Origin of the sequence: Variovorax sp. N23 (genome assembly GCF_025486315.1) — a bacterium.
Taxonomy (GTDB): domain Bacteria; phylum Pseudomonadota; class Gammaproteobacteria; order Burkholderiales; family Burkholderiaceae_C; genus Variovorax.
In genome coordinates this window covers 79879-95020 of the sequence record NZ_JAOOPY010000019.1, presented here as the reverse complement: position 1 = coordinate 95020, position 15142 = coordinate 79879, and the positions used below count along the sequence as shown (strand labels likewise).

Here is a 15142-nt window from a genome sequence, read left to right as displayed (position 1 = left end):
ATCGGGCGTCCTTGGCCGGGTAGCTCCGGCAGTGTTCCTATCGTCCTGAGGTGTCAACGCTATTCAGGACGGGTCACGCTCAGGGCCGGGGCAAGAAGACGCTCAAACGCCCAGCACCGGCCGATCGAGTCGGTAGTTCTGCGGACCGCGCTGTGCGATCTTGAGTGCACCCACGCGGTTGCCCAGCGTGGCGCAGTCTGCCAGCGACCAGCCCTTCTCCAGACCGAAGAGCAGCGCACCGCGCCAGGCGTCGCCGCAGCCGGTCGGGTCGACCACCGCCTCGGGCGTCACGGCCGGCACATGCGTGCACTGGCCGTCGACCCAGACATCACAGCCATCGGCGCCGAGCGTGACCACCAGCCCGCGCACACGGCGCGAGATCTCGGCGTTGCCCCAGCCGGTGCGGTCGCTGAGCATCTTGCCTTCGTAGTCGTTGACCGTGACCCAGTCCGCCTGCTCGATGAAGCGCGCGAGTTCGTCGCCGTTGAACATCGGCAGGCCCTGGCCCGGGTCGAACACGAAGGGAATGCCGGCGACCTTGAACTGCTCGGCATGCTGCAGCATCGCATCGCGTCCGTCGGGCGAGATGATCCCGAGCCGGATGTCGTCGCGCGCCTCGATCCGCGTGACGTGCGCCTGCTGCATCGCGCCCGGGTGAAAGGCCGTGATCTGGTTGTTGGCGAGGTCGGTCGTGATGAAGCACTGCGCGGTGTAGGTGTCGCCGAGTTCGCGGACGAATTCAGTGCCGATGCCCAGGCCCTGCAGGCGTGCGATGTAGTCGGCGCCGTCGCTGCCGACGGTCGCCATCGGCAGCGCCGTGCCGCCCAGCGCATTCAGGCTGTAGGCGATGTTGCCGGCGCACCCGCCGAAGTCACGGCGCAGGCCGGGCACGAGGAAGGACACGTTCAGAATGTGCACCTGGTCCGGGAGGATCTGGTCGGCAAACCTTCCCTCGAAATTCATGATGGTGTCGAACGCGAGAGAACCGCAAATCAGGGCTGCCATGGGATGGACCGTTGGTAGGGAAGGAAGGGAAGAAGGGATGAAGACGCGCCGGAACGCGACTAGGGGTAGAAGGCATCGAGATGGAATCCGGCCACGCGCGGCAATGCCGCGGCGTCGCCGCTGGCGAGCGTCATCGGCAGCAGTGCCGTGCGCTCCCCGTGCGCGGCGATCACGGCCGGCGCGCCATAGTCGGCGGGCCTGAGCACGCGGCGCACGACGGTCCGCTCCTGCAGATCGATCAGCGACAGCTCGACCGCGGGCATGGCCAGCGGGAGGTCGGCCCGGTTGCGCAGCGTGAAGCTCAGCTGGTAGCCCTCGCCGCCTTTTTCTCGCGCGAAGGAAGCGCCGTCGATGGTGATGTCCGCGATGCGCTGCAGCGCCGACAGCTGACAACCCAGCACCTCGCACGCACTGGCAAAGGCGGGCCGCCATGACGGCTGGCGAGCCACGATGGCACTGCGCTCCTGGTAGGCCATCTGCGCCACCAGCAGCAGCAATGCGGCCGCCGAGAGGGTACGCCAGGGCCAGCGCAGACGAAAGCCCTGCTGGCGCTCCTCGTGCACGCGCGAGGAGCGCCGGCGGGCGGGCGCCGGCGAAATCTCCGGCGTCGGCGAAGGCTCCACGGGCTCGCTCGCCGTCATCACGACGGCGGCCGGCTCGCTGTCCTTGGCCTTGGCACGCGCCTTCGCGATCTTGGCGGACTTGATGCGCGCGCGGCGCAACGCCTTCTGAAACTGGGCGTCGTCGGCGTCGGACACCGCCGCTGGCACCGATGCCTCGGCGCGCTGCGGCACATCGCCCAGGTGCAGCGACGGCAGCCGCGACCAAGCGTCGACGGCCTCGGCCGCGACGGGCCCCGGTACAGGCGGCTCATCGACGGGGAACTCGATGACGGGCACCGTGGAGGTCGATGCATGGCCGCCGAACGCAGGCCAGCCGAGCGTGGGGGCCTCGAGCGCCACGGGTTGGGTGCGCGGTGGCTGCGGAATGTGGTCGGTGATGGCGGCCGTCGGCGCGCGGCCGGGCGCCTCGCCGTCCGATGAGCCGCCCTGGAGGCGCATCAAGGCCTCGCCGAAGAAGTCGATGTCGGCCAGCGTCGACGCCTCGGGTGTCGGCGAGTCCGAGGGCGGAGCGCTCTGCGCCGACGACGCCTGGTCGGCCGGCTCGGGTGCGGGCGTGGGCGCTGCCACGTCCGGCGTCGCAGCTTCGGTGTCGTGCAGGTGTTCCGTGCCGTCGAACACATGGCTGCAACGACCGCAGCGCACCCATCCGTCGGAAATGCGAAGCTGGTCTCGCACCACCTTGAACGTGGTGCCGCAGGCAGGGCAGCGGGTGGCGAGACTCATGAGGCGTCGATTGTAGGATCGGCCCTTGCCCGGATCGGCGGGCCGGCGGTGGCTACAGGCGCGCCGTCATGAGGATCCAGCCGTCCTCGGTATCGCTCACCTCGAGCGCCGCATAGGGCGCATAGGCGCTCTTGAGTTCGTCGGCCTGTCGCTCGAGGATGCCGGCCAGCACCAGCGAGCCGCCCGGCGCGACGTGCGCACACAGCAACGGCGCGAGCACCTTGAGCGGCGTGGCCAGGATGTTGGCCAGAACCACGTCGTAGCGGCCCTGGGCCGCATCGGGCAGGCCGGCGTTCAACTGCACGGCATTGGCGTCGGCGTTCAGCCGGGTGGCCTCGACCGCCGCAGGGTCGATGTCCACCGCGTCGATGGCCATGGCGCCGAATTTCGCCGCCCCGATCGCCAGGATGCCCGAGCCGCAACCGTAGTCGAGCACCCGTGCCGGCGCGGCGGGCTGCCGCGTCGCGATCCAGCGCAGGCACATGCGCGTGGTGGGGTGGGTGCCGGTGCCGAAAGCGAGCCCCGGGTCGAGGCGGATGGTCTGCCGCGCCTGGGCCGGCGGCTCGTGCCAGGTCGGCACGATCCAGAACTCGGGCGTGATCTCGACCGGCGCGAACTGCGACTGCGTCAGCCGCACCCAGTCCTGCTCCGGCACGTCGGCCACGCCGACCACTTCGCAGCCGGCGAAGAAATCCTGCGCCGACAGCAAGGTGGCCGCCTCGCGTGCCGCACGCTCGTCGGGGAACAGCGCGATCACGCGCGAGCGCTGCCAGCCGTCTTTCGGCGGCGGCATGCCGGGCTCGCCGAAGAGCGCCTGCTCGGCATCGGTCTGCGCGTCGGCGTCTTCGACGGACACGCTCAAGGCCTCGAGCGCCTCGAGCGCCTCGCTCAGGTCTTCGATGCGCGCTTCAGGGGCCAGCAGGCGGAGTTCAAACACGGTGCTTCACCGGGCCCGCGCCGCGAGCCACTCTTCGAGGTAGTGGATGTTGGTGCCGCCGGCCATGAACTTGGCGTCGACCATCAGCTCGCGGTGCAGCGGGATGTTGGTCTGGATGCCTTCGATCACGGTCTCGTTGAGCGCCGTGCGCATGCGCGCCATCGCCTGCTCGCGCGTGTCGCCGTGCACGATGATCTTGCCGATCATCGAGTCGTAGTTCGGCGGCACGAAGTAGTTCGTGTACACGTGCGAATCGACGCGCACCCCCGGCCCGCCCGGCGGGTGCCACATCGTGATGCGGCCCGGCGACGGCGTGAACTTGTAGGCGTCCTCGGCGTTGATGCGGCATTCGATCGAATGGCCACGCATCTCGATCTGGCGCTGCGTGAACGGGAGCTTCTCGCCCGCAGCCACCATGATCTGCGTCTTCACGATGTCGATGCCGGTGGTGAATTCCGTCACCGGGTGCTCGACCTGCACGCGCGTGTTCATCTCGATGAAATAGAACTCGCCGTTCTCGTAGAGGAACTCGAAGGTGCCGGCGCCACGGTAGCCGATCTTCTTGCAGGCTGCGACGCAACGTTCGCCGATCTTCTCGATCAGCTTGCGCGCGATGCCCGGCGCCGGGGATTCCTCGATCACCTTCTGGTGGCGCCGCTGCATGGAGCAGTCGCGCTCGCCCAGGTACACCGCATTCTTGTGCTTGTCGGCGAGGATCTGGATCTCGATGTGGCGCGGGTTCTGGAGGAACTTCTCCATGTACACGGCCGGGTTGTTGAAGGCCGCGCCGGCTTCCGCCTTGGTCATCTGGATCGCATTGACCAGCGCCGCCTCGGTGTGCACCACGCGCATGCCGCGGCCACCGCCGCCGCCCGCGGCCTTGATGATCACCGGGTAGCCGATGGCGCGCGCGATGCGCTTGTTGGTCGCGGCGTCGTCGGACAGTTCGCCTTCGGAACCGGGCACGCAGGGCACGCCCGCCTTGATCATCGACTGCTTGGCCGACACCTTGTCGCCCATGATGCGGATCGACTCCGGCGTGGGCCCGATGAACTGGAACCCGCTCTGCTCCACGCGTTCGGCGAAGTTCGCGTTCTCGCTGAGGAAACCGTAGCCCGGGTGAATGGCCTCGGCGTCGGTCACTTCGGCGGCCGAGATGATCGCCGGCATGTTGAGATAGCTCTGCGCCGAGGGCGCCGGGCCGATGCACACCGCCTCCTGCGCCAGCTTGACGTACTTGGCGTCACGGTCGGCTTCCGAATAGACCATCACGGCCTTGATGCCGAGTTCGCTGCAGGCCCGTTGGATTCGAAGTGCGATCTCGCCGCGATTGGCAACCAGGATCTTCTTGAACATGGTCACTCAATGATGAACAGCGGTTGGCCGTATTCGACCGCCTGGCCGTTCTCGCCGAGGATCTGGGTGACGGTGCCCGACTTGTCGGCCTCGATCTCGTTGAGGATCTTCATCGCCTCGATGATGCAGAGCGTCTCGCCCTCCTTCACCTGGGCGCCGATTTCCACGAAGGCCGGTGCACCGGGGCTCGAGGAGCGATAGAAGGTGCCGACCATCGGCGACTTCACCGTGTGGCCGGTCGCCACCGGGGCGGCCGCAGGGGCCGGCGCGGCAGCAGGGGCCGCCGCGGGAGCGGCGACTGCGGGGGCGGCCACGGATTGAACGTATTGCACCGGCGCCGCTTCGCCGGCCTTGACGATGCGGACCTTGCCTTCGGCTTCGGTGATTTCCAGTTCGGAAATATTCGACTCAGACACCAGATCGATCAGTGTCTTCAACTTGCGCAGATCCATGGGACTCCATTGCCGGCTATGCCGGTCGTTCCGGATTGAACTCACCTGAAAATCGGCTTATTTCGGCGTTCGTTCGCCAAGTGCCGGGTTGTATCGGCGAGATTCTAACTGTGAAGTTCTGCGCGCTGCCAAGCATCCAGATCGGCAGGCAGCAACTGACCCATCTTGCGGGCCGCCACGCTGCCATTGGCTGCTAAAACCAACGTAAAAGGCAGGCCGCCGCCGGCATTTCCCAGTTCACGGACCAGTTCGGTGCCGTCGAGCCCGGTGATGCCGATGGGAAAAGTCACAGGCGTGCGCGCCAGGAACTTCTTCACTGCCTCGGGCCGATCGATGGCCAAGCCTACCACTTGCCAACCATTCGCCTGCTGATCGCGATAGAAGCGATCGACCATCGGCAATTCTTCGACGCAGGGAGGACACCAGGTCGCCCAGAAGTTCAACAGCAACGGCTTGCCCTTGAGCGAGGCCATCTGCAGCGATTGGCCGTCGGGCTGCTCGAAGCGAGAGGCCCAGAACTTGGCGGGGAGTTGCTCGCCAGCGGCTTGCGTCGGCGCTCCATGGCGCCACCAGGCCACGCCCGTGCCGGCAACGCCCGCCGCGGCGGCAACGCCGCCTAGCACCCACGCCCTGCGCGTCGATGACGCGGTCATGCCGCGTCCTTTTCCATCAGACGGCGGAGGGCTGCCAGGTCGCCCCGCGGCGTGCGGCCCTGCGAATCGGGCTTGAGCGCGCCGCGCAGATCGTCGAGGTCGTACACCAGCAGGTGCACACCGATTTCCTCGCCCAGCTCGCGGCTCGTCGCATGGACGCTCAGCGCCTCGACCTGCTCGCCGTGGAAGCCGGTCACCATGCGCGGCTCGTAATCGACGTGGTGGTCGATGAGTGCGATCTCGGCCGATTTGCAGTCGTCGCAGAAAAGCTGGATGTAGATATCCGACAGCCGCGTCGCCGTACCGTGCCAGACCGCCCCCCCGACATGCGGCCGGAAGGCGGCCATGCGCTCCATCCATTCCAGCGCGAGCTGGCGCAGTGCGTGCAGTTCCTTGGGCTGGGTGTCGGCGCAGAACAGGGCGATGTAGTCGCGCACCTCGGCCTCGACCTCGTCGTTGTGCGGCAGCGCCGTCCGCGCCGGCAGGCCCAGATCCCGCAGGGCGCGACGCTTGGCCGGGCCGTACTCCAGCCCCTCCTCGACCACGAGGCGGGCGGCTGCGGCAGCGATTTCGCGCTTCGACGTGTCCATCCGGGCATTCTGCCCGCACTGCAGCATTCCATGGAAGCGCGGCGGGGAGCATCCCTAGAATCGACCGATGCACATTCATATCCTCGGCATCTGCGGCACCTTCATGGGCGGCGTCGCCGCACTGGCGCGCGAAGCCGGCCACCGGGTGACGGGCTGCGACGCCGGCGTCTACCCGCCCATGAGCGACCAGTTGCGCGCGCTGGGCATCGACCTCATCGAAGGCTTCGACGCGGACCAGATGGCGCTGGCGCCCGACATGTTCGTCGTCGGCAACGTGGTCTCGCGCGCACGCCTGCCCGACGGCACCCCCAAATTCCCGTTGATGGAAGCCATCCTCGACGCGGGTGCGCCCTACACCAGCGGCCCGCAATGGCTGGCCGAGCATGTGTTGCAGGGCCGGCATGTGCTGGCGGTGGCAGGCACGCACGGCAAGACGACGACCACGTCGATGCTGGCGTGGGTGCTGGAACGTGCGGGCCGCGCGCCCGGCTTTTTGGTGGGCGGCGTGCCGCTCGACTTCGGCGTTTCGGCCCGGCTGGGCCAGGGCCCCGCCTTCGTCATCGAGGCGGACGAGTACGACACGGCCTTCTTCGACAAGCGCAGCAAGTTCGTCCACTACCGACCGCGCACCGCGATCCTGAACAACCTCGAGTTCGACCACGCGGACATCTTCGACGACCTCGCCGCCATCGAGCGCCAGTTCCATCACCTGGTGCGCACGGTGCCCGGCACCGGCCGCGTGGTCGTGAATGCGCGGGAAGACAGCCTGCGGCGCGTGCTGGCCCAGGGCTGCTGGAGCGAAGTCAGCCGCTTCGGCACGGACGGCCCGGACACGGAATGGTCGGCCCGTGGCACGCATGATGCCTTCGACGTGCTGCACCGCGGCGCGCCGGTCGGCCGTGTCGAGTGGGCCCTGTCGGGCGAGCACAACCAGATGAACGCGCTGGCCGCGATCGCCGCCGCCGACCATGTGGGCGTGCCGCCGGCCGAAGCGGCCGCCGCACTGGGCAGCTTCCGCAACGTGCGCCGGCGCATGGAGCTGCGCGGTACGGTGGCGCGCGACGGCGGTGCGGTCACCGTGTACGACGACTTCGCGCACCACCCCACCGCCATCCGCACCACGCTCGACGGCCTGCGCCGCAAGCTGGACGGCGAGGGGCATCGCAGCGACCGCATCATGGCCGTCTTCGAGCCGCGCAGCAACACCATGAAGCTGGGCACCATGGCCGCGCAACTGCCCTGGAGCCTGGAGGCAGCCGACCTGTCGTTCTGCCACAGCGGCGGCCTGGGCTGGGATGCCGCATCGGCACTCGCGCCGATGGGCGACCGGGCCCGCGTGGTCGACGCCATCGAAGCGCTGGTGGCCCAGGTCGCGGCGGCGGCGCGTGCGGGCGATCACATCGTCTGCATGAGCAACGGTGGCTTCGGTGGCGTGCACGACAAGCTGCTGGCCGCGCTGCGCGCCCGGGACTGAACATGACGCGGGTCCAGCAGCTCATCCAGACGCTCGAATTGCAGCCGCACCCGGAAGGCGGCTGGTACGCGGAGGTGTTCCGCTCCGCAGCCAGCGTGACGCCCTTCGACGGGCGGCCGCCGCGGTCGGCCTTGACGAGTATCTATTTCCTGCTCGAGGCCGGCCACCATTCCCGCTGGCACCGCGTGCGCTCCGACGAAGTGTGGGTGCATCTGGAAGGCGCGCCGCTCGCGCTGTGGACGGCCGATGCAGCCCTGCGCACGGCGCCGGCGCACACGCGGCTCGGGCCGGTCGATGCGCATGGCACACGCCCGCAGCATGTGGTGCCGGCCGGCCAGTGGCAGGCGGCCGAGCCGATCGCCACGCACACCGCCGGCGACTACGTGCTGGCGGCCTGCATGGTCGGGCCGGGCCTCGACTTCGCCGACTTCTCGCTGATGCCCGAGGGCAGCGAGGAAGCCGCGCTCATGCGGCACCACTGGCCCGAACTCGCCCGCCTGATCTGAGCAATCTGAGCAATCTGAGCATCGGGCCGGGCGTCGCGCCCGGAGCGATCAGCCCCGGCGGCGTTTCACCGCCTGCGACAGCGTGTCGAGCACGGCGGTGGAATCGTCCCAGCCCAGGCAGGCGTCGGTGATGCTCTGGCCGTAGGCCAGGCCGCCGATCGCGTCCTGCCCCGGCGTGAACTTCTGGGCGCCGGCGTTCAGATGGCTCTCGACCATCACGCCGAACACGTTGCGGCTGCCGCTGGCAATCTGACCCGCGATGTCCTGCGCGACGTCGATCTGCTTCTGGTGTTGTTTGGAACTGTTGGCGTGGCTGCAGTCGACCATCAAGGTCGGCGGCAGCTTGGCGGCCTCCAGATCGCGGCAGGCGGCCGCCACGCTTTCGGCGTCGTAGTTGGGCGCCTTGCCGCCGCGCAGGATCACATGGCAGTCCTTGTTGCCGTTGGTCTGCACGATCGCGACCTGGCCGTTCTTGTGGACCGACAGGAAGTGGTGGCCGCGCGCCGCCGCCTGGATGGCATCGGTCGCGATGCGGATGTTGCCGTCGGTGCCGTTCTTGAAGCCGATCGGTGCCGAGATGCCCGAGGCCAGCTCGCGATGCACCTGGCTTTCGGTGGTGCGCGCACCGATCGCGCCCCAGCTGATCAGGTCGCCGATGTACTGCGGCGAGATCACGTCGAGGAACTCGCTGCCGGCCGGCAGGCCGATGCGGTTGATGTCGATCAGCAACTGGCGCGCGATGCGCAGGCCTTCGTCGATGCGGAAGCTCTGGTCCAGGTACGGGTCGTTGATCAGTCCCTTCCAGCCGACGGTGGTACGCGGCTTCTCGAAGTACACGCGCATCACGATCTCCAGCGAATCGGCGTACTTGTCGCGCTGCACCTTGAGACGGCGGGCATATTCCAGCGCGGCGGCGGGGTCGTGGATCGAGCAGGGCCCCATCACCACGAGCAGCCGGTCGTCATGGCCCGCCATGATGTTGTGGATGTTGCGGCGGGTGCCGGTGATCAGCGTCTCCACGGCTGTGCCGCGGATGGGGAAGAAGCGGATCAGATGTTCAGGAGGGGGGAGCACGTTGATGTCCTTGATGCGTTCGTCGTCGGTCTGGCTGGTTTTTTCGACGCGCGCATACCAGCTGTCGCTGGTGGGTGCGGAGGGATGGGTCATCGTGCGGCTCCTGGGTCTAAGGTTCGGGGATCAAAAGGGCATAAAAAAACCGCCGGGGCGTGAGCGCCGGCGGTCTTTGGAGGGTGTACGTTTGTCTTACGCGCTCGCCTCTAGGCCGCCGGAGGTCCGGAACCAAAAGTACGAAAAGTAGAAAGCGGCGTGTTGCGACATGACGGCCGAATGTAGCACGGGTTTCGGAAGAAAAGCGTTGTGCGGCGGCTTCAGGCGGTGCCGCCGACCGTCAGGCCGTCGATGCGCAGCGTCGGCTGGCCGACGCCGACCGGCACGCTCTGGCCTTCCTTGCCGCAGGTGCCGACGCCGGAATCGAGCGCCATGTCGTTACCGATCATGGTCACGCGCGTGAGCGCATCGGGGCCGTTGCCCACGATGGTCGCGCCCTTGACCGGGTACTGGATCTTGCCGTTCTCGACCCAGTAGGCCTCGCTCGCCGAGAAGACGAACTTGCCGCTGGTGATGTCGACCTGGCCGCCGCCGAAGTTGGTGGCGTACAGGCCCTTCTTGATGCTCGCGACGATCTCCTGCGGGTCCTTGTCGCCGCCCAGCATGTAGGTGTTGGTCATGCGCGGCATCGGCACGTGGGCGTAGCTTTCGCGGCGGCCGTTGCCGGTGGGCTTCACGCCCATCAGGCGCGCGTTCATCGAATCCTGGATGTAGCCCTTGAGGATACCGTCCTCGATCAGCACGTTGCGCTGGCTGGCGTTGCCCTCGTCGTCGACGTTGAGCGAGCCGCGGCGGTCGGCGATGGTGCCGTCGTCGAGCACCGTCACGCCCTTGGCCGCCACGCGCTGGCCAATGCGTCCGGCGAAGGCGCTCGAGCCCTTGCGGTTGAAGTCGCCCTCGAGCCCGTGGCCGATGGCTTCGTGCAGCAGGATGCCGGGCCAGCCGGAGCCGAGCACGACGGTCATCTCACCGGCCGGCGCGGGCCGTGCCTCGAGGTTGGTCAGCGCGGCCTTGACCGCGTGGTCGACGTATTCCGCGATGTGCGCATCGTCGAAGTAGGCCAGGCCGAAGCGACCGCCACCACCGCCGGAGCCGATCTCGCGGCGACCGTTCTGCTCGGCGATCACCGTCACCGACAGCCGCACCAGCGGGCGCACATCGGCCGCCAGCGTGCCGTCGGCACGCGCCACCAGCACCACGTCGTACTCGCTGGCCAGGCCGGCCATGACCTGCGCCACGCGCGGGTCGCGGCTGCGGGCCAGCTGCTCGACCTTCTCCAGCAGCTTCACCTTGGCGGTGCTGTCGAGCGTGGAGATCGGGTCGACCCCGTTGTAGAGCGAGCGGCTCGAGGCGATCTTGCGCGTCGGCACCTTGGCCCGGCCACCGCGCGCCGCCGACGAGATCGCGCGCACCGTGCGCGCCGCGTCGAGCAGCGAGGCTTCGGAGATGTCGTCGGAATAGGCGAAGGCCGTCTTCTCGCCGCTCACCGCCCGCACGCCGACGCCCTGGTCGATGCTGAAGCTGCCGGTCTTGACGATGCCCTCCTCCAGGCTCCAGCCTTCGCTGCGGGTGTACTGGAAGTAGAGGTCGGCGTCGTCGACCTGGTGGGCCTTGATCTCGGCGAGCGCCTTGCCGAGGTGGGACTCGTCGAGTCCGAAGGGCGTGAGCAGCAACTGCTGCGCAATGGCGAGGCGTTCGATGGTGGGTTCGCGGGAGATCATGAAACCATTATTGCTCGCCCCCAGGCTGCGCGGCACTTCGTGTCCGCTTCGCCCACTCCCTACCGGGGGCAATGCGTGCGGACCGGCAGAGCCGGATCCGCGGCATTCCGCGAAGGGGGCTGTCGGCTCAACTCTGCGCCAGTTTCTTGGCGCGCGAGATCGACATCAGGATGCCCAGCGCCAGCCCCAGCGTGACCATCGCCGTGCCGCCATAGCTGATGAAGGGCAGCGGCACCCCCACCACGGGCAGGATGCCGCTGACCATGCCCATGTTCACGAAGGCGTAGGTGAAGAAGATCATGGTCACCGCCCCGGCCAGCAGGCGCGAGAACAGCGTGGGCGCATCCATGGCGATCGCCAGGCCGCGGAAGATCAGGAAGATGAAGGCGCTGATCAGGAACAGATTGCCCGCCAGGCCGAACTCCTCGGAGTAGGCGGCGAAGATGAAGTCGGTGGTGCGCTCGGGGATGAACTCCAGGTGCGTCTGCGTGCCCTGCATGAAGCCCTTGCCGCCCACGCCGCCCGAGCCGATGGCAATCATCCCCTGGATGATGTGGAAGCCCTTGCCCAGCGGGTCCTTGGTGGGGTCGAGCAGCGTACACACGCGCTGCTTCTGGTAGTCGTGCAGCACCCGCCAGTCGACGCCGTCGGCGCACAGCCGCGACTCGAAGCCGACGATCAGGGTGACCGCCACCACGCCGATCAGCACCGGCGGCACGATCAGCTTCCAGCTCAGGCCGGCGAAGAAGATCACCGACATCCCGGCGGCCAGCACCAGCAGCGCGGTGCCGAGGTCGGGCTGCTTCATGATCAGGCCGATCGGCACCGCCAGCAGCACCGTCGCCACCACGAAATCAAGCGGCCGCAACTGCCCCTCGCGCCGCTGGAACCACCAGGCCAGCATCAGCGGCATGGCGATCTTCAGGATCTCGCTGGGCTGGATCACCATGCCCACGTTGATCCAGCGCCTGGCGCCCTTCTTGGTGATGCCGAAGATGGCCACCGCGATCAGCAGCGCCACGCCCACCGTGTACAGCGGCACCGCGAAATGCATCAGCCGCTGCGGCGGCACCTGCGCCACCACGAACATGATGAAGCCCGCCAGCAGCATGTTGCGACCGTGGTCCAGGAAGCGCGAGCCATGGTCGTAACCCGACGAGTACATCGTCAGCAGGCCGGCGCAGGCCAGCAGAAACACCGCGAACGCGAGGAAGCCGTCGAAGCCCTGGAAGATGGGCGCGATGCGGCGCGCGAACGAGGGTTGGTTGAAGACGGCCGACATGGGCGCGGATTATCGACGCGCGCGCCGCGTCATCCGCCGAAATCGACCTGGACGACCGTGCGGCCGGGTCGGCTTTGGACGTCGATCGCGGCGCCGATCGCTTCCGCCCGCAACGCGAGGGCGCGCGGCACCCGCGCCGTGTCGAAGCCGACGCCGTCGTCGATCACCCGGATGCGCAGCCCGGCGCTCGCCATCGACGCCTCGATCCGCAGGAGGCGCGCCTGCGCGTGCTGCAGCACGTTCGACACGGCTTCGAAGAGGAGGAACTGCAGCTGCCGCATCAAGGGTGCGTCCAGCCGGGGCAGGGCCGGCAGTTCGTCCACCGCCCATTCCAGGCCCAGCCCGGCGCCGGCAAAACGGGGCTCGAGCCGATAGCGCAGGCCGGCCAGCAAACCCTGCACGTCACCCGGCGGCAGCTGGATCGCGTCGATCGACAGCTTCAGCTGGTCCAGCGAATCGCGCAGCGTGCGCAGTACCTCCGGCTGGCTGGCCTGGCCGGACTGCAGCTGACGGATTGCCGAGTTGATGTGCGAGCCGACGCCGTCGTGCATGTCGCGCAGGATGCGCTCGCGCTCCCGCGTGCGCTCCTGTTCGCGCGCGGCCTGCTCGAGGTGGCCATAGACCGACGCCAGTTCGCGCTCGCGGTCGGCCACGCGCGCGGCGAGCGTGCGCAGCAGGTCGCGCGACTGGGCACTGGCCTCGCGGAAACGCATCAGCACGATGCCCAGCAGCGCCATGCCGAAGAACAGCGAGGTGTAGCGAACCCACGTGGTGTCGCCGTAGGCGTCGCTGACGCGGATGACGAACCAGTCGCGCGCCGCCACCACCAGGGTAAGAACCAATGCCGACGCCACCAGCATCCGCGGAGCGGTCGGCCGCCGGAGCGTCGCGCCGACGAAGAAGAGCACGTACGCCGTTACCACCGCGATCTCCAGTGCCAGCCAGGCGGTCAGCCAGAGGGGCTCGGCCCGCGTCAGAGCGACGTAGCATGCAAGCACCGGCATCGTGAAGATCACGGCTGCCGCACGCCGCAGCCACTGCGTGCCCGGCCGGTCGTGCCAGCCGGCGAGGTGCTGGCAGAACATGATGCAGGAACGGGCCCATCCGGAATAGCAGGCCGCCATGAGTACGCCCCAGGCGACCCAGGGCAGGGGCGGCTCGCGGATGGCGCCGTCGGCCACCCGCAGCGCCCAGCAGAATTCCGCCAGCGCCGCCCACAGGTACAGGTGCTCGCGGCGGGGCGGGCCTGCGCCGGTCGTGTCGGCCTGCGTGAACCACAGCGCCAGGGAGATGGCGCCAACCACGATGCTGAAGGCCGACAGGAGCACGGAACCCGTGAAGCGCCAGGCATACGCGGACGCGAACAGGCTGCCGCGAACCGGCTCCGCCGGCCCGATCGTCGGGACCGCCAGCCCCGCGCGACGGCCCGAGTCGGCGCGGATACGGATCTGCAGCAGGTTCTCCCCCGGACGCAGCAGGTGCGCCGGTATCGGCAGGTAGACCGGCGCCTTGGCGTAGTCGGCGCCGTTGGGGCGTGCGAGGTCGCCGTAGGTCTGCAGCACATGGCCGTTCAACGCGACATCGAAGGCGCTGCCGACGCGCGGGATGAACAGGCCCCACGGCTCGCCCGGCGTCTCCGCCAGGCTGAAGGGCAGCGTGAAGCGCGCTTCGCCCGGCCGGCCCTTGTGCATGCGGTCCCAGTGGTAAGGCAGCATGGCAGCTTCTTCGCGGGTGTGGCCATCGACGGTGCTGACCACCGTGCCCTCGCGCAGGGCCAGCAAGGCCGCATCCGGCGCGGCGGCCGCGGCAAGGCCACCCCACAGCGCCACGAACGCCAGGAAGACCCATCGCAGCATCGCCCTCATCGGTAGCGCCCCCTCAGCCGGGGTGGCGCAGCAGGCCGAGCCGCGTCGCCTCGAAGACGGCCTCGTTCTTCGAATGCACCGCCAGCTTGCCGTAGAGGTTCTTGATGTGCGTCTGCACCGTGTGCACGCTCAGCGACTTGAGCCGGGCGATCTCCGCGTACGAGAAGCCGCGGGCGATGAGGGCCAGCACCTCCTGCTCGCGCGCCGACAGCAACGTCGGCGCATCGGCCTTCGGTGCGGCCGGCGGAGCGAGGTCCGCCGGCCAATCGGCACGTGCACCGGCGCTGGCCGCAGACTGCAGGAGGCGGTACTTGGCCAGCACGCGGCGCGCGATCATGGGCGAGATGGGCGATGCGCCCGCCTTCATCTCGAGGATGGTCTGCGCGATGTCCTCCGGCGGTGCGTCCTTGTGCAGGTAGCCGACGGCGCCGGCCTCGATGCTCGCCAGCACGTTGTCCTCGTCGCCGAACACCGAGATCACCAGCGGCTCGCACTGCGGGAAGCGGGCCACCGCCGCGCGGATCACGTCGAGTCCGCTGCCGTCGGGCAGGCCGAGATCGGCCAGCAGGACGTCCGGCGCTTCGGTTGACGTGGCCAGCCATTCCAGCGCCTCACGCACCGTCCCGAGGCCGGCCATCCACCGAAGACGGTCGCTCGCGCGCACGCTCTGCTCGAAAAAGCCGCGCGCCCGCACGTCGTCCTCCACGACCAGCACCCTGAACGGCCTCCCCGGCCCGGTTGATACCTCGGTATGCATGGGCGCGAAGCATACGCCGCGAAACACCTGGAAATCTTTGATGACTCACTGATTCATGGGATGTGCCACG

14 protein-coding genes are annotated in these 15142 nt (G+C 68.5%); 2 read left to right on the top strand and 12 right to left on the bottom strand.

The window, feature by feature from the left end:
* Window positions 1–102 precede the first annotated feature (102 nt).
* From N8A90_RS22935 to N8A90_RS22905, 7 genes are all read right to left on the bottom strand, one after another.
* A complete protein-coding gene (locus N8A90_RS22935) occupies window positions 103–1005 on the bottom strand; it encodes a carbohydrate kinase family protein (protein ID WP_262077538.1) in 903 nt (300 codons plus the stop codon).
* Between the two features lie 59 nt (window positions 1006–1064).
* The gene (locus tag N8A90_RS22930; RefSeq protein ID WP_262077537.1) at window positions 1065–2351 is read right to left on the bottom strand and encodes a zinc-ribbon and DUF3426 domain-containing protein; all 1287 of its coding nucleotides are present in this window, start codon (window positions 2349–2351) and stop codon (window positions 1065–1067) included.
* A 52-nt stretch (window positions 2352–2403) separates the two neighbouring features.
* Window positions 2404–3288 carry a 50S ribosomal protein L11 methyltransferase gene (gene prmA, locus N8A90_RS22925; RefSeq protein WP_262077536.1) on the bottom strand — a complete coding sequence of 295 codons (885 nt, stop codon included), beginning with the start codon at window positions 3286–3288 and terminating at the stop codon, window positions 2404–2406.
* A 6-nt stretch (window positions 3289–3294) separates the two neighbouring features.
* On the bottom strand, window positions 3295–4644 hold the full coding sequence (gene accC / locus N8A90_RS22920; RefSeq protein WP_262077535.1) for an acetyl-CoA carboxylase biotin carboxylase subunit: 1350 nt from the start codon (window positions 4642–4644) through the stop codon (window positions 3295–3297).
* Between the two features lie 2 nt (window positions 4645–4646).
* Window positions 4647–5096: an acetyl-CoA carboxylase biotin carboxyl carrier protein gene (accB, locus tag N8A90_RS22915; RefSeq protein WP_262077534.1), complete on the bottom strand. Its 450-nt coding sequence runs from the start codon at window positions 5094–5096 to the stop codon at window positions 4647–4649.
* Between the two features lie 104 nt (window positions 5097–5200).
* On the bottom strand, window positions 5201–5749 hold the full coding sequence (locus tag N8A90_RS22910; RefSeq protein ID WP_262077533.1) for a TlpA family protein disulfide reductase: 549 nt from the start codon (window positions 5747–5749) through the stop codon (window positions 5201–5203).
* Window positions 5746–6339, bottom strand: coding sequence for a hypothetical protein (locus N8A90_RS22905; RefSeq protein WP_262077532.1), 594 nt, complete (start codon window positions 6337–6339; stop codon window positions 5746–5748). Before N8A90_RS22905 ends, N8A90_RS22910 begins: the two co-directional genes overlap by 4 nt.
* A gap of 67 nt (window positions 6340–6406) precedes the next feature.
* Here N8A90_RS22905 and mpl point away from each other — a divergent pair, with 67 nt between their 5' ends.
* Entirely contained in the window at window positions 6407–7813 is a 1407-nt protein-coding gene (mpl, locus tag N8A90_RS22900; RefSeq protein ID WP_262077531.1) for a UDP-N-acetylmuramate:L-alanyl-gamma-D-glutamyl-meso-diaminopimelate ligase, read from the top strand.
* Between the two features lie 2 nt (window positions 7814–7815).
* Entirely contained in the window at window positions 7816–8319 is a 504-nt protein-coding gene (locus N8A90_RS22895; RefSeq protein WP_262077530.1) for a cupin domain-containing protein, read from the top strand.
* A 48-nt stretch (window positions 8320–8367) separates the two neighbouring features.
* On the opposite strand, the gene N8A90_RS22890 is transcribed toward N8A90_RS22895, so the two are convergent.
* The 5 genes from N8A90_RS22890 to N8A90_RS22870 form a co-directional block, all read right to left on the bottom strand.
* Window positions 8368–9486 carry a 3-deoxy-7-phosphoheptulonate synthase gene (locus N8A90_RS22890; RefSeq protein WP_262077529.1) on the bottom strand — a complete coding sequence of 373 codons (1119 nt, stop codon included), beginning with the start codon at window positions 9484–9486 and terminating at the stop codon, window positions 8368–8370.
* Window positions 9487–9707: 221 nt separating this feature from the next.
* Complete coding sequence (gene tldD, locus N8A90_RS22885; protein WP_262077528.1) at window positions 9708–11168, bottom strand: metalloprotease TldD; 1461 nt, start codon at window positions 11166–11168, stop codon at window positions 9708–9710.
* Window positions 11169–11295: 127 nt separating this feature from the next.
* A complete protein-coding gene (rodA, locus tag N8A90_RS22880; RefSeq protein ID WP_262077527.1) occupies window positions 11296–12450 on the bottom strand; it encodes a rod shape-determining protein RodA in 1155 nt (384 codons plus the stop codon).
* A gap of 29 nt (window positions 12451–12479) precedes the next feature.
* Window positions 12480–14315: a sensor histidine kinase gene (locus N8A90_RS22875; protein ID WP_262077526.1), complete on the bottom strand. Its 1836-nt coding sequence runs from the start codon at window positions 14313–14315 to the stop codon at window positions 12480–12482.
* Between the two features lie 13 nt (window positions 14316–14328).
* On the bottom strand, window positions 14329–15072 hold the full coding sequence (locus N8A90_RS22870; protein ID WP_262077525.1) for a response regulator: 744 nt from the start codon (window positions 15070–15072) through the stop codon (window positions 14329–14331).
* Between the last annotated feature and the right edge of the window lie 70 nt (window positions 15073–15142).

Excerpts from the sequence above, each read along its gene's own strand:
- rodA (WP_262077527.1), bottom strand. The coding sequence starts at position 12,450 with ATGTCGGCCGTCTTCAACCAACCCTCGTTCGCGCGCCGCATCGCGCCC.
- N8A90_RS22935 (WP_262077538.1), bottom strand. The coding sequence starts at position 1,005 with ATGGCAGCCCTGATTTGCGGTTCTCTCGCGTTCGACACCATCATGAAT.
- N8A90_RS22870 (WP_262077525.1), bottom strand. The coding sequence starts at position 15,072 with ATGCATACCGAGGTATCAACCGGGCCGGGGAGGCCGTTCAGGGTGCTG.
- N8A90_RS22910 (WP_262077533.1), bottom strand. The coding sequence starts at position 5,749 with ATGACCGCGTCATCGACGCGCAGGGCGTGGGTGCTAGGCGGCGTTGCC.
- accC (WP_262077535.1), bottom strand. The coding sequence starts at position 4,644 with ATGTTCAAGAAGATCCTGGTTGCCAATCGCGGCGAGATCGCACTTCGA.
- N8A90_RS22875 (WP_262077526.1), bottom strand. The coding sequence starts at position 14,315 with ATGAGGGCGATGCTGCGATGGGTCTTCCTGGCGTTCGTGGCGCTGTGG.
- N8A90_RS22895 (WP_262077530.1), top strand. The coding sequence starts at position 7,816 with ATGACGCGGGTCCAGCAGCTCATCCAGACGCTCGAATTGCAGCCGCAC.
- mpl (WP_262077531.1), top strand. The coding sequence starts at position 6,407 with ATGCACATTCATATCCTCGGCATCTGCGGCACCTTCATGGGCGGCGTC.
- tldD (WP_262077528.1), bottom strand. The coding sequence starts at position 11,168 with ATGATCTCCCGCGAACCCACCATCGAACGCCTCGCCATTGCGCAGCAG.
- N8A90_RS22905 (WP_262077532.1), bottom strand. The coding sequence starts at position 6,339 with ATGGACACGTCGAAGCGCGAAATCGCTGCCGCAGCCGCCCGCCTCGTG.
- accB (WP_262077534.1), bottom strand. The coding sequence starts at position 5,096 with ATGGATCTGCGCAAGTTGAAGACACTGATCGATCTGGTGTCTGAGTCG.
- N8A90_RS22890 (WP_262077529.1), bottom strand. The coding sequence starts at position 9,486 with ATGACCCATCCCTCCGCACCCACCAGCGACAGCTGGTATGCGCGCGTC.
- N8A90_RS22930 (WP_262077537.1), bottom strand. The coding sequence starts at position 2,351 with ATGAGTCTCGCCACCCGCTGCCCTGCCTGCGGCACCACGTTCAAGGTG.